This window comes from Streptomyces sp. CNT372, from assembly GCF_000377145.1.
The window spans coordinates 125,031-137,349 of record NZ_KB897778.1 but is presented as its reverse complement, the minus strand read 5'-3'; the positions used below and the strand labels follow the sequence as shown (position 1 = coordinate 137,349).

Genomic DNA, 12,319 nt, shown 5'->3' with positions numbered 1-12,319 from the left:
ATGTGTGCATGAACAAGCGTCAGGGGTATGCGAGTCTCGCAGCCCTCATGGCCGCCATTGTCGCGATATGTGGCGGTATCTACCTCGGGGTCGGCGCCGCGAAGGACCGGCCGGCCCTGCGTACACCTCCGGCAGCCGCTCCCGTCTGGATCGGCACCTGGGCGGCGAGCCCGGTGGTCGCGGCTCCGGCCGGCACCCCGCTCGGCTCCCCCAGCGGCCGGGACGGTCGCTCCGTGCGCAACGTCGTGCACACGAGCATCGGCGGTACCGCCGCTCGCGTCACCCTCTCCAACCTCTACGGCACCGTGCCCCTGCACATCTCCGCCGTCTCCCTCGCCGTCCGGGCGGGCGGCGCGGCGGCGGTGCCCGGCACCGTGCGCCCGGTCGTGTTCGACGGAGCACACACCGTGACCATCGCCCCCGGCGGGCACCTGGTCAGCGACCCGGTCGCGCTGCGCATCCCCTACGACGGCGATCTGCTGATCAGCGTCCACACCCCCGCGCCCGGCGGCCCGGCGACCATGCACCCGCAGGCGCGCCAGACCTCGTACACCGCCGACGGCGAACGGACCGGCGACGAGACCGGGGAGGCCTACACGGGGCGGACCACCTCCTGGCACCACGTCACCGCCGTCGACGTGCTCACCTCACAGGCGCAGGGCGCGGTGGTCACGGTCGGCGACTCGATCACCGACGGAGTCTCCTCCACGCTCGACGCCAACCTGCGCTGGCCGGACGTCCTGGCCGACCGCCTCGGCGGCCGCTACGGCGTGCTCAACCAGGGCATCAGCGGCAATCGGCTGCTCACCGAGGGCCGCGGCCCCAGCACCCTCGACCGCCTCCGGCGGGACGTGCTGGACCGGTCCGGAGTGCGCACGGTCGTCGTCGCCGTCGGCATCAACGACCTGCTGCGCGACCGGTACACGCCGCCGGCGGCCGAGGTGGTCGCCGGCTACCGGGAACTCGCCGCGCGGGCCCGGGCGGAGGGCCTGCGGGTGGTGGGCGCGACGGTGCTGCCGTGCGGCGGGCACCGGTTCTGCACCCCGGCCGTGCAGTCGGCCCGGGTGGAGATCAACGAGGCGATCCGCGCGGGCGGCATCTTCGACGCGGTCGTCGACTTCGACCGGGCCCTGCGCGACCCGTACGCGCCGCAGCGGCTGTACCCGCTGTACGACTCCGGTGACCATCTGCACCCGAGCGACGCGGGGTACGCGCGGATGGCGGAGACGGTGAGCCTGCGGACGCTCTGACGCCCCTCCCGCGCCCGCGAGAGGGCGCACGCACGAGGGCCCGGGAACGGCCGCCAACCGTCCCCGGGCCCTCCGCGCACTCCACGAGAACGCGGCGCGAGCACAGCGCGACCGACTCTCAAGGCGAGCGCGGCACCACCACAGCGCACCCCCGCGGCGCGCGACCGACTCGCGGCGCGAGCACGGCACCCCCGCGGCGCACCCCCGCGGCGCACCCCCGCGGCGCACCCCCGCGGCGCACCCCCGCGGCGCACCACCGCGGCGCACCCCCGCGGCGCGCGACCGGCTCGCCGCGCTCCGGCCTCAGTCCAGGTCCTTGCGCAGCCGCTTCTCCAGCCGCGCCCGCTCCCTCTCCTCGCGCTCCTGCTCCTTCTCCAGCCGGAGCCGCTCCGCGCGCTCCGTCTTCAGGCGCTGCTTCTCCGCACGGGTGCGCTTGCGCTCCACGGCCACCCCGCCCATCACGGCGAGTCCCCGGACCACGACGCGCGGTGCGTCCGGGGCGGGGGCCCGGTCGACGGTGCCCTCCTCGGCGAAGCCGCCCATCAGGCCGATGCCGGTGACCTCGACGTTCAGGTCCGGCGGCACGACCACCGACACCCCGCCCATGACGGCGACGCAGGTGATGACCGTCTCCTCGGCCTCGAACCGGGCCTCGCGCAGGTCAAGTTCGCCGCCCGCCATCAGCACGACCGCGTTGAACCCACGGCCGATCGTCCAGCTTCCGCGCCGGCTGAACCCACCCCAGAACGCGAACGCGTTCCGGGAGGTCGCGGGCACGCCGATGCGCTCCCGCCAGTTGGTGCGGGCGGGCGCGGCGGCCGGGTCGGCGACGGCGGGCCCGGCGGCCGCGCCGGGGGCGGGCAGATCCTGCACCAGGGGCGCGAGTTCACCGTGTGTGCGCGCCCGGTACGTGGCGTCCAGGCGCTGTTCGAACTCGTCCATGTCCAGACGCCCCTCGGCGACCGCGTCGCGCAGCCGCTCGGCGACCCTCTCCCGTTCGGAGTCGGACGCTCTCATCTCGGGGAGTTCGCTCGTCATGCCGACCAGCCTAAGGCCTGTCCGAGCCGGCCGGACGGTCCGCGTACATCTTCGCGATCACCGCCTCGATGTCCGGTTCCCGTACGGAGAGATCGACCAGCGGGTACGCCTCGGCCAGGGCGGCCACGAGGGGCGCGGCGGAGCGGGCGGCGGGGAAGGCGAGCCACTGCCGGGGGCCCTCGGTGCGGATCGTGCGCGCCCCGGCGAGTTCGATGGGCGGCAGTTCGCGTTCCAGGTCCACCACGAGGGTCCGTTCGCTCTCGCCGACCTCGTGCAGCCCGGCGAGAGCGCCGTCGTACATCAGGCGGCCGTGGTCGATGACCATGACCCGCTTGCAGAGTTGCTCGATGTCGGTCAGGTCGTGGGTGGTCAGCAGCACGGTGGTGCCGCGTTCGGCGTTGAGGTCGCGCAGGAAGCCGCGCACCTTCGCCTTGGAGACGACGTCCAGTCCGATCGTCGGCTCGTCCAGGTACAGGACCTCGGGGTCGTGCAGCAGGGCGGCGGCGATGTCGCCCCGCATCCGCTGGCCGAGGGAGAGCTGGCGGACCGGGACCTCCAGCAGCCCGGCCAGGTCCAGCAGTTCGACGCAGCGCTCCAGGTTGGCCCGGAAGACCGCGTCGGGGATCCGGTACATGCGGTGCATCAGGCGGTAGGAGTCGCGCAGCGGCAGGTCCCACCACAGGGTGGTGCGCTGGCCGAAGACGACGCCGATGCGCCGGGCCAGGCGGGTGCGTTCACGGGCCGGATCGACCCCGGCGACGCGCAGCCGCCCGGCGCTGGGGGTGAGGATGCCGGTGAGCATCTTGATGGTGGTGGACTTCCCGGCGCCGTTCGGGCCGATGTAGCCGACCATCTCGCCGCGCGGCACGGTGAACGAGATCCCGTCGACCGCGCGCACGGTGTGCCGCTCGCGCCGGAACCGGCCCGCCCGGCGTCGGACCTCGAAATTCTTCGCCACGCCGTCGAGTTCGATGAAGCCGCCGCTGCCGTCCATGGGTGCGGGACTCTCCTTCCTTCCGTGTCCGGGATCGTGTCAGTTGCCGGTGCTGCGGTACGAGCGGAGCCCCCGCCGCCAGGCCAGCCCGGCGAGCGCCAGGCAGAGCGCGGCGACCACGGGCGGCAGCAGCGCGAACCAGCCGGGGATGCCGACGGGGTACTCCCGGCCCAGGACGTAGACCGACGGCACCCAGTTGACGAAGGCGAGCGGCACGACGAAGGTCACCCCGCGCACCAGGTCCTTGCCGAAGATCGAGGGCGGGTACTGGAGGAGGGTGTTGCCTCCGTAGGTGAACGAGTTCTGCACCTGGGTGGCGTCCTGCGCCCAGAACTGGAACGCCGCGCCCAGGACGAAGACCGCCCCGTAGACGGCGGTCCCGCAGACCACCATGAACGGCACCGCCGCCGCCCGGGTGAGGGTCCACTCGACGTCCAGGGCGAGGAGCGACCAGCCGAGGACGAGCAGCCCCTGGGCGATCCGGCCGAGCCGGCGCAGCGCGAACCGGTCGGCGGCGACCTGGGCGAGCACCGGGGCGGGCCGGACCAGCAGGGTGTCCAGGGTGCCGTCGCGGACCCGCCGGCCGAGCCGTTCCATGGAGCCGAGCAGCAGGTCCGCCAGCCCGAAGGCGGTGCTGGTCGTCCCGTACAGGAAGGCGATCTCGGGCAGCGACCAGCCGCCGAGGGCGTCGACGTGCGAGAACATCAGCAGGATCGTCACGAAGTCGAAGGCGGTCCCGGTGAGGTTGCCGAGCGCCGTCATGGCGAACGACAGCCGGTAGGTCATCGTGGAGCGCACCCACATCGCGACGATCAGCCCGTACGCCCGCAGCGCGCCGAGCGCCCGGGGCTCCTCCCCCGGGGCCCGGGCGCCCCGCGCGGCCGGTTCCCGGCTCACCGTCTCAGCCACCCTGGACCACCACCCGGCGGGTCGCGGCCGTCTGGAGGGCCCGGCCGGCCGCGAGCAGGGCCAGGGCCCAGCCGGCCTGGAAGGCGTAGGCACCGGCCAGGTCCCAGCCGGTGTGCCGGCCGAGGAAGACGTCCGCCGGGATCTGGAGCAGCGAGGACCAGGGCAGCGCGCGGGCGACCTCGCCGAGGGCGCCGGGGAAGACGTTCAGCGGCAGCAGCATCCCGGAGAAGAACATGGTGGCGAGCCAGCAGATCTGGAGCACCCCCGCCCCGTCCAGCAGCCAGAAAGCGGAGAGGGCGACCAGGAAGCGGAACGCGAAGCTCACCACGACCCCCAGCGCGACGGCGAGGAGGAAGGCGAGCCAGGAGAACGGGGAGGCGGGCAGCGCCAGGTCGAAGGCGAGGGCACCCACGGCCATCGGCACGATGCCCCGGCCGAGGAGATGGAACGCGGCCCGCCCCAGGTCGCCCGCCAGCCACCACAGTTGGAGGTCGGCGGGGCGGTAGAGGTCGACCGCGATGTCACCGGTGCGGATGCGCTCGACGAGTTCGTCCTCGAAGCCGCCGCCCATCATGGCGCAGGTCATCAGCAGGGCCTGGCCGAGCCATACATAGGTGAGGGCCTGGGACTGGTCGTATCCCCCGAGTCCGGGCCGGGCGTCCCACAGGGCCATATAGGTGTACGCCACGATGAAGCCGAAGACGGTGTTGGTGAACACCCCCGCGGCCGTGGCCACACGATAGGTGGCATAGCGGCGGAACCCACCCGCTGCGACGACCGCATAGAGCCGCACCACAGCCCGCACCCCCTTCGTCCGCCCGGGCGCCCGGCCCTGCCGGCCGGTACCAAAGCGCACGACCCTAGCCAGGTCCGCCCGGCCCCCGCGAGCGCTTTTCCGGCCTCCGCCGCGCCCCCGCGCCCGGGCGACGGCCCGGATCAACGCCCCGGGACGACGCGCCCAGATCAAAGGGATAAGACGGACAAAAGTGCACTATGGGGACATGAGTGACGAGTCACAGCAGGAGCGCTGGACCCCCCGGGACGCCACCGTCGCCGGAGCCACCGGCCCCGAGGCTGCCAAGGCCCGCCGCAGACGCACCGGCTGGCGCCGCGTCATCCCCACCTGGCGCATGGTCCTCGGCGCGGCGCTGCTCGTCGCACTCCTGACCGCCGGCGGGCTGACCGCCGGCTATCTGCTCGTCGACATCCCGGCGGCCAACGCCTCCGCGACCGCGCAGACCAATGTCTACCTCTACCGCGACGGCACCCAGATCGCCCGCGACGGGGACGTCAACCGCGAGAACGTCCGGCTCACCGAGGTCCCGCTCACCGTCCGGCGGGCCGTCCTCGCCGCCGAGGACCGGGACTTCTACTCCGCGCCCGCGATCGACCCCCTGGCGATGGTCCGCGCGGGCTGGAACACCGTCACCGGCAAGGGCCGCCAGTCCGGTTCGACCATCACCCAGCAGTACGTCAAGAACTACTACCTCGCCCAGGAGCAGACCGTCACCCGCAAGGTGAAGGAGTTCTTCATCGCGGTGAAGCTCGGCCGCGAGCAGAGCAAGGACGAGATCCTGCGCGGCTACCTCAACACCAGCTACTTCGGCCGCAACGCCTACGGCATCCAGGCCGCCGCCCACGCCTACTACGGCAAGGACGCGGCCGACCTCGGCACCGCCGAGGGCGCCTACCTCGCCTCCCTGCTCAACGCCCCCAGCCAGTACGACATCACCACCCACCCGCAGAACCGGGGCGCCGCCCTCGCCCGCTGGAACTACGTCCTCGACGGCATGGTCAAGGAGGGCTGGCTCACCCCCGCCGAGCGCGCGGGCATGCGCTTCCCCGCCCCGCAGCAGGCCGGCCGCTCCCCCGGACTCTCCGGCCAGCGCGGCTACATCGTGCAGGCCGTCGAGGAGTACCTCGCCCGCACCGGGACCGTGGACGAGAAGTCGCTGGCCGCCGGCGGCTACCGGATCACCACCACCCTCGACCCCGGTATGCAGGACGCCTTCGCCGAGGCCGTCGGCGAACGCGTCACCTCCCGGCTCGACGAGGGCAACGAGGCCGACCGCAACGTCCGCGTCGGCGGCGCCTCCATCGACCCGGCCACCGGGAAGGTGGTCGCCATGTACGGCGGCGTCGACTACACCCGCCAGTACGTCAACAACGCCACCCGCCGCGACTACCAGGTGGGCTCGACGTTCAAGCCCTTCGTCTTCGCCGCCGCCGTCGAGCACTCCGCCACCACCCAGGACGGCCGCCCGATCACCCCCAACACCGTGTACGACGGCACCTCCGCCCGCCCGGTCCAGGGCTGGCCCGGCGCCGCCTACACCCCCGAGAACGAGGACGACGTCTCCTACGGCCCGCTCAGCGTCAGCCGTGCCACCGACGATTCGGTCAACGCCGTCTACGCGCAGATGGCCGTCGACGTCGGCCCCGACGAGGTCCGCCGCACCGCCATCGCCCTCGGCCTGCCCGCCGCCACCCCGGACCTCACCGCCTCCCCCTCGATCGCCCTCGGCCCCGCCACCGCCAGCGTGGTCGACATGGCCGAGGCGTACGCGACCCTCGCGGCGCACGGCCGGCGCACCCCGCACACCATCGTGGAGTCGCTGACCCGCAACGGGACCGAGGTGGCCCTCCCCGACCGCACGACCCGGCGGGCCGTCTCCCGGGAGGCCGCCGACACCACGACCGCGGTGCTGCGCAACGTGGTGGAGGGCGGCACCGGCGCCGCCGCCGGCGCGGTCGGCCGCCCGGCCGCCGGCAAGACCGGCACCGCCGAGGAGGACCGGGCCGCCTGGTTCGCGGGCTACACCCCCGACCTCGTCACCGTGGTCGCCGTGATGGGCCAGAACCCGAAGACGGGCGCGCAGACCCCGCTGTACGGCGCCCTCGGCGCGGCCCGGATCAACGGCGGCGGGGTGCCCGCCGAGATCTGGGCCGACTACACGGCGGCCGTCCTCGAAGGCAGCGAGGTCAGCGACTTCGATCTGCGGGTCACCGAGGAGATCCGCGAGGAGGAGCCCCCGCCCGGCGAGGGCGAGGGCGACGGCGACGGCGAGACCGAGGGGGAGACCGGCGAGGTGCGGGAGCAGCCGTGGGACGAGCAGGCGGGCGGACCGGCGGCGGGCTCGCGGCCCTCCCCCGTAGCCGTCGCCCCCCTCGTCCCCCCGGCGCCGGCTCCGGCGTCCGCACCCCCGGCGGCCCCGAGCGGCCCGGCCACCCGTGCGCCCGCGCCCCCGACGCCGGGCGCCCCGGCAGACCCCGCGCCGGGCGCTCCGGCAGACCCCGCGCCGGCCCCGCACGGATAGCCGGCCGGGCTCAGTGCCCGGAGGTCGCCTTCAGGCCGACGACCGCCACCAGCAGCAGGCACACGAAGAAGATCCGGGCCGCCGTCACCGGCTCACCCAGGACGACCATGCCCACGACCGCGGCCCCCGCCGCACCGATCCCGACCCACACCCCGTAGGCCGTCCCGATGGGGAGGGACTTCGCCGCCTGCGACAGCAGCACCATGCTCGCGACGATCCCCAGACCGGTGAACACACTGGGCCAGAGCCGGGTGAACCCGTCCGTGAACTTCATCCCGATCGACCAGCCGACCTCCAGCAGACCGGCGACCACCAGCAGAACCCAGGCCATGACGACACCTTCCGAAACGCGGGGACACGTACTCAGGTGCGTCGTCTTTGCGGAAACCCGGTACGGCGCGTCTCGTCGGGGTCCCCCCACGGTAGCAAGCGGCCGGGGGCGGACGCGGCGAAGGGCCCCGGACGTGCCGAAGGGCCGGTGACCTGGTCACCGGCCCTTCGGCACGCCTCGCGGAGGGAAGCCTCAGCCTCGCGGAGGGAAGCCTCAGCCTCGCGAAGCGACGTCTCAGAGATACAGCCCGGTGGAGTCCTCCGACCCCTGGAAGCGGTCGGCCGCCACCGCGTGCAGATCCCGCTCGCGCATCAGCACATACGCCACCCCGCGCACCTCGACCTCGGCCCGGTCCTCCGGGTCGTACAGCACCCGGTCGCCCAGCTCCACCGTGCGCACGTTCTGGCCGACGGCGACGACCTCGGCCCAGGCCAGACGCCGGCCCACGGCCGCCGTCGCCGGGATCACGATGCCGCCGCTGGACCGGCGCTCCCCCTCGGGGATGTCGGTCCGCACCAGCACACGGTCGTGCAGCATCCGGATCGGAAGCTTGTCGTGCTGGGTGGCGTGCTGGGTCCGCTGCTCATGACTGTTGGCGCTCACGCGACAAAATTACCCGCCCCGGCGACCGCCGGACGCCCAGGGGTCGGCCGGGTCAGCCCCGGCGGCGGCGCGCCGACATCGCCAGCAGCCCCACCAGGCCGACGGCGACCAGCGCCACCGGCACCACGCGCTCCAGCCTCGGCGCGCCGTCGTCCGAGACGAACTTCCCCTTCACGTCCGACATCGTGCGGTTCACCGCGACGAACGCGCGCCCCGCCGTCGCGTCCACGGTCGACACGACCTTCGCCTTCGCGTCGCCGATCACCGTCTTCGGGTGCACCCGCACACCGATCTCGTCGAGCATCTCGGCGAGCTGCTCGCGCCGGCGCACGATGTCCGCCTCGATCTGCGCTGGGGTCCTGGTATCCGACACCGCCGCCGCCTTCCGTCTCCGGGTCCGCCTGTGTGGTCCTGCATCGACAGTCTGTCAGCACTCGCGCCACCGCACCCCACGGCACCCCCATTACGCTCGACGGCGTACTCACCCGCGTGACCCGAGGAGAACCATGAGCGAGCGCCTCCAGCCCGGCGACACCGCCCCCGCCTTCACCCTGCCCGACGCCGACGGCAACGAGGTCTCCCTCGCCGACCACAAGGGCCGCAAGGTGATCGTGTACTTCTACCCGGCGGCGCTCACCCCCGGCTGCACCAAGCAGGCGTGCGACTTCACCGACAACCTTGAGGTCCTCGCCTCGGCCGGCTACGACGTCATCGGCGTCTCCCCCGACAAGCCGGAGAAGCTGGCGACGTTCCGCGAGCAGGAGAACCTCAAGGTCACCCTGGTCGGCGACCCGTCCAAGGAGGTACTGACCGCGTACGGCGCCTTCGGCGAGAAGAAGCTCTACGGCAAGACGGTGACCGGCGTGATCCGCTCCACCGTCGTCGTCGACGAGGACGGCAAGGTCGAGCGCGCCCTCTACAACGTCAAGGCCACCGGCCACGTCGCCAAGATCATCAAGGACCTGGGCATCTGAACCGCCGGGGCCCGCCCTGTGACCGCGACCTCGCTCGAACGGGGTCGCGGTTTGCTTTCGCCACGATCGGTCAGACGTATCCCCTGGCAGGACCACCCAGGAAAGGACACGATCATGGCGGAGCCCGGCCAGGGGCCGACCCCGGACCCCGCGGCGGTCAAACGCCACCCCATCCTTTTCCGCACGATCAAACAGCGGAAGAACCCCAAGCTCAGGCGGACGGACATCACCGTCACCGACGAGGCCGCGGTCAAGCGGGCCGTGAAGGCCGCCTCGCTGGGCAACGCCATGGAGTGGTTCGACTTCGGGATCTACAGCTACCTGGCCGTCACCATCGGTCGTGTCTTCTTCCCGTCCGGCAACGACACCGCCCAGTTGCTGTCCTCCTTCGCGACCTTCGCGGTCGCCTTCCTGGTGCGTCCGCTCGGCGGGATGTTCTTCGGGCCGATGGGCGACCGGATCGGCCGCAAGAAGGTGCTCGCCCTGACGATGATCCTGATGGCGGTGGGCACCTTCGCCATCGGGCTGATCCCCTCGTACGCCTCGATCGGCTTCTGGGCCCCCGCCCTGCTGATCCTCTTCCGTCTGGTTCAGGGCTTCTCCACCGGCGGCGAGTACGGCGGGGCGTCCACCTTCATCGCCGAGTACGCCCCCGACAAACGGCGCGGCTTCTTCGGCAGCTTCCTGGAGTTCGGCACCCTGGCCGGCTACGTCGGCGCGGCCGGCCTGGTCACCGCGCTGACCGCGCTCCTGGGCAGCGCGACCATGGAGGACTGGGGCTGGCGGATCCCGTTCCTGGTCGCGGGGCCGCTCGGCCTGGTCGGCCTCTATCTGCGGTTGCGCCTGGACGAGACGCCCGCCTTCCAGAAGCTGGAGGAGGAGTCCGCACACGCCTCCGAGGCCGCGGACACCGTGGAGACCTCCGCGAAGGGGGACCTGGCGAGGATCTTCCGCGAGTACTGGCCCACCCTGATCCTCTGCATCGCCCTGGTCGGCGCGTACAACGTCACCGACTACATGCTGCTGTCGTACATGCCGACCTATCTCTCGGACGAGCTCGGCTACAGCGAGACCCACGGGCTGATGGTGCTGCTCGGGGTGATGGTCGCCCTGATGTGCGTCATCAACCAGGTCGGGAGGCTGAGTGACCGTTTCGGCCGCAAGCCGCTGCTGATGGCCGGCATGCTGGGCTTCCTGGTGCTGTCCCTGCCCGCGTTCCTGCTGATCGGGCAGGGCAGCATGGCGGCGATCATCGTCGGGATGGCGATGCTCGGCCTGTCCCTGGTCTGCATGCTGGGCACCATGTCGGCGGCCCTGCCGGCCCTCTTCCCGACGCATGTGCGCTACGGCTCGCTGTCCGTGGGCTACAACCTCTCCGCCTCCCTCTTCGGCGGCACGACCCCGCTGGTGATCACCGCGCTGATCAGCCTGACCGGCTCCGCTCTGATGCCGGCCTACTACGCGATGGCCGCGGCACTGGTCGGTGTGATCGCCGTCGCGTGTATGAAGGAGACCGCGCAGAAGCCGCTGGACGGCTCGCCCCCGTCGGTGAGCACCAAGGAGGAGGCCGCCGAGATGGTGATCGCGACGGCCCCCGATCCGAAGTTCTGACACCCTCCGCCGGGCCAAGGGCCGCCCGCTACGATGAATCATCGCCCGCGGCCTTGCTGGAACTGGTCAGACAGGCTGGGTTTAGGTCCCAGTGGGCTTTCGCCCGTGTGGGTTCGAGTCCCACAGGCCGTACGACGGGATGCACGAGGGCCGGGCCGCGCAGCACGCGCGGCCCGGCCCTCGTCGTACGGAGTCCGGCCGGCCTCAGCCCAGCAGTTCGCGGACCACCGGGACCAGCGCGCGGAAGGCCTTGCCGCGGTGGCTGATGGCGTTCTTCTCCTCGGGGCTCAGCTCGGCGCAGGTCCGGCTCTCGCCGTCCGGCTGGAGGATCGGGTCGTAGCCGAAGCCGTTGGTGCCGTGCGGGGCGCGGCGCAGGGTGCCGGTGAGGCGGCCCTCGACGACGCGTTCGGTGCCGTCGGGCAGGGCGAGGGCGGCGGCGCAGGCGAAGTGCGCGCCGCGGTGCGGGACGTCGATGTCGAGGAGCTGGGCGAGGAGCAGGTCCAGGTTGGCCCGGTCGTCGCCGTGCCGGCCGGCCCAGCGGGCGGAGAAGATGCCGGGGGCGCCGCCGAGGACGTCGACGCAGAGGCCGGAGTCGTCGGCGACGGCGGGCAGGCCGGTGGCCTGCGCGAGGGCGTGGGCCTTGAGGAGGGCGTTCTCGGCGAAGGTGACGCCGGTCTCCTTGACGTCCGGGACGTCGGGGAAGGCCTCCGCGCCGACGAGGTCGTGGGGGAGGCCCGCGTCGGCGAGGATGGCCCTCAGTTCGGTGATCTTCCCGGCGTTGCGGGTGGCGAGGATCAGGCGCGTCATGCCCCCAGTATCTACGGGGTGCAGACCTTGGTGATCTCGGCCGCCGCGTCGGTCACGGGGGCGAGGTCGGGGGTGGCGTCGCCGGCCTCGATGGACGCGCGGACGTTCTCGACGCCGGTGCCGAGGTCGTCGACGGCCTTGCTGAGGTCGGCGTTGTCGGTGGTGTCGCCCAGGTTGCCCAGCTCGCGGTCGATGGCGTCGAGTGCTTCCTCGGCCTGGGTGGGGTCCTCGGTGGCGCTGGAGGCGGCCCTCTGGAGGTTGTCGACGCTGGTGGCGATGGCGTCGGCGGTCCGGACGCAGTCGAGTGCCGTGTCGAGCGCGCTGCAGCCGACGGCTGCGGGCACGAGCAGGGCGACGGCGGCGACGGTGGCGGCGGTGCGGCGGCGCGCAGGCATGGAGGTCCTCCCCGGTGACGGACGGGCGCGCGGTTCGGCCCGGGCGCCCGTTACCGGTAGGGACGCCGCCGGGGGGCCGGGTGGTTGCCG

General features: G+C 72.8%; 13 protein-coding genes, 1 tRNA gene and 1 riboswitch. Of the genes, 5 read left to right on the top strand and 9 right to left on the bottom strand.

Annotated elements, in window-relative coordinates:
- The first annotated feature begins 8 nt into the window (after positions 1–8).
- On the top strand, positions 9–1,250 hold the full coding sequence (locus tag C593_RS0105950) for an SGNH/GDSL hydrolase family protein (RefSeq protein WP_020610236.1): 1,242 nt from the start codon (positions 9–11) through the stop codon (positions 1,248–1,250).
- A gap of 303 nt (positions 1,251–1,553) precedes the next feature.
- Here C593_RS0105950 and C593_RS0105945 read toward each other — a convergent pair whose 3' ends face one another.
- Genes C593_RS0105945 through C593_RS0105930 form a run of 4 tightly spaced genes read right to left on the bottom strand, consistent with a single transcriptional unit; the run spans position 1,554 to position 4,984 of the window.
- A complete protein-coding gene (locus C593_RS0105945) occupies positions 1,554–2,288 on the bottom strand; it encodes a DUF1707 domain-containing protein (RefSeq protein ID WP_018846382.1) in 735 nt (244 codons plus the stop codon).
- A 10-nt stretch (positions 2,289–2,298) separates the two neighbouring features.
- Complete coding sequence (locus tag C593_RS0105940; RefSeq protein WP_018846381.1) at positions 2,299–3,282, bottom strand: ATP-binding cassette domain-containing protein; 984 nt, start codon at positions 3,280–3,282, stop codon at positions 2,299–2,301.
- A 39-nt stretch (positions 3,283–3,321) separates the two neighbouring features.
- Complete coding sequence (locus C593_RS0105935) at positions 3,322–4,191, bottom strand: ABC-2 family transporter protein (protein WP_018846380.1); 870 nt, start codon at positions 4,189–4,191, stop codon at positions 3,322–3,324.
- Positions 4,184–4,984, bottom strand: coding sequence for an ABC-2 family transporter protein (locus tag C593_RS0105930; RefSeq protein WP_026277396.1), 801 nt, complete (start codon positions 4,982–4,984; stop codon positions 4,184–4,186). The genes C593_RS0105935 and C593_RS0105930 overlap by 8 nt, the downstream gene beginning before the upstream one ends.
- Before the next feature lie 208 nt (positions 4,985–5,192).
- Between C593_RS0105930 and C593_RS0105925 the strand changes: the two genes are divergently transcribed.
- Positions 5,193–7,508, top strand: a complete 2,316-nt coding sequence (locus tag C593_RS0105925; RefSeq protein ID WP_018846378.1) for a transglycosylase domain-containing protein — start codon at positions 5,193–5,195, stop codon at positions 7,506–7,508.
- Between the two features lie 10 nt (positions 7,509–7,518).
- Here C593_RS0105925 and C593_RS0105920 read toward each other — a convergent pair whose 3' ends face one another.
- The 3 genes from C593_RS0105920 to C593_RS0105910 all read right to left on the bottom strand — a co-directional run bounded on the left by C593_RS0105920 (position 7,519) and on the right by C593_RS0105910 (position 8,815).
- A complete protein-coding gene (locus C593_RS0105920) occupies positions 7,519–7,839 on the bottom strand; it encodes a DMT family transporter (protein ID WP_018846377.1) in 321 nt (106 codons plus the stop codon).
- 35 nt (positions 7,840–7,874) lie between these two features.
- Positions 7,875–7,939, bottom strand: a riboswitch (guanidine-III (ykkC-III) riboswitch).
- A 134-nt stretch (positions 7,940–8,073) separates the two neighbouring features.
- Entirely contained in the window at positions 8,074–8,442 is a 369-nt protein-coding gene (locus C593_RS0105915; protein WP_018846376.1) for a GroES family chaperonin, read from the bottom strand.
- A gap of 52 nt (positions 8,443–8,494) precedes the next feature.
- On the bottom strand, positions 8,495–8,815 hold the full coding sequence (locus tag C593_RS0105910; protein WP_018846375.1) for a DUF3618 domain-containing protein: 321 nt from the start codon (positions 8,813–8,815) through the stop codon (positions 8,495–8,497).
- Positions 8,816–8,948: 133 nt separating this feature from the next.
- On the opposite strand from C593_RS0105910, the gene bcp reads away from it, so the two are divergent.
- From bcp to C593_RS0105895, 3 genes are all read left to right on the top strand, one after another.
- Entirely contained in the window at positions 8,949–9,416 is a 468-nt protein-coding gene (gene bcp / locus C593_RS0105905; protein ID WP_018846374.1) for a thioredoxin-dependent thiol peroxidase, read from the top strand.
- A gap of 114 nt (positions 9,417–9,530) precedes the next feature.
- On the top strand, positions 9,531–11,027 hold the full coding sequence (gene proP, locus C593_RS0105900) for a glycine betaine/L-proline transporter ProP (protein ID WP_018846373.1): 1,497 nt from the start codon (positions 9,531–9,533) through the stop codon (positions 11,025–11,027).
- 47 nt (positions 11,028–11,074) lie between these two features.
- Positions 11,075–11,159, top strand: a tRNA-Leu gene (locus tag C593_RS0105895).
- A gap of 72 nt (positions 11,160–11,231) precedes the next feature.
- Here the strand turns inward: C593_RS0105895 and rdgB are convergent.
- The gene (rdgB, locus tag C593_RS0105890) at positions 11,232–11,834 is read right to left on the bottom strand and encodes an RdgB/HAM1 family non-canonical purine NTP pyrophosphatase (protein WP_018846372.1); all 603 of its coding nucleotides are present in this window, start codon (positions 11,832–11,834) and stop codon (positions 11,232–11,234) included.
- A gap of 11 nt (positions 11,835–11,845) precedes the next feature.
- Positions 11,846–12,229, bottom strand: coding sequence for a hypothetical protein (locus C593_RS0105885; protein ID WP_018846371.1), 384 nt, complete (start codon positions 12,227–12,229; stop codon positions 11,846–11,848).
- Between the last annotated feature and the right edge of the window lie 90 nt (positions 12,230–12,319).

What these genes read in the sequence shown, in the direction of transcription:
- C593_RS0105945 (WP_018846382.1), bottom strand. Translation starts at nt 2,288, where the DNA reads ATGACGAGCGAACTCCCCGAGATGAGAGCGTCCGACTCCGAACGGGAG.
- proP (WP_018846373.1), top strand. Translation starts at nt 9,531, where the DNA reads ATGGCGGAGCCCGGCCAGGGGCCGACCCCGGACCCCGCGGCGGTCAAA.
- C593_RS0105925 (WP_018846378.1), top strand. Translation starts at nt 5,193, where the DNA reads ATGAGTGACGAGTCACAGCAGGAGCGCTGGACCCCCCGGGACGCCACC.
- C593_RS0105940 (WP_018846381.1), bottom strand. Translation starts at nt 3,282, where the DNA reads ATGGACGGCAGCGGCGGCTTCATCGAACTCGACGGCGTGGCGAAGAAT.
- C593_RS0105885 (WP_018846371.1), bottom strand. Translation starts at nt 12,229, where the DNA reads ATGCCTGCGCGCCGCCGCACCGCCGCCACCGTCGCCGCCGTCGCCCTG.
- rdgB (WP_018846372.1), bottom strand. Translation starts at nt 11,834, where the DNA reads ATGACGCGCCTGATCCTCGCCACCCGCAACGCCGGGAAGATCACCGAA.
- C593_RS0105950 (WP_020610236.1), top strand. Translation starts at nt 9, where the DNA reads ATGAACAAGCGTCAGGGGTATGCGAGTCTCGCAGCCCTCATGGCCGCC.
- C593_RS0105920 (WP_018846377.1), bottom strand. Translation starts at nt 7,839, where the DNA reads ATGGCCTGGGTTCTGCTGGTGGTCGCCGGTCTGCTGGAGGTCGGCTGG.
- bcp (WP_018846374.1), top strand. Translation starts at nt 8,949, where the DNA reads ATGAGCGAGCGCCTCCAGCCCGGCGACACCGCCCCCGCCTTCACCCTG.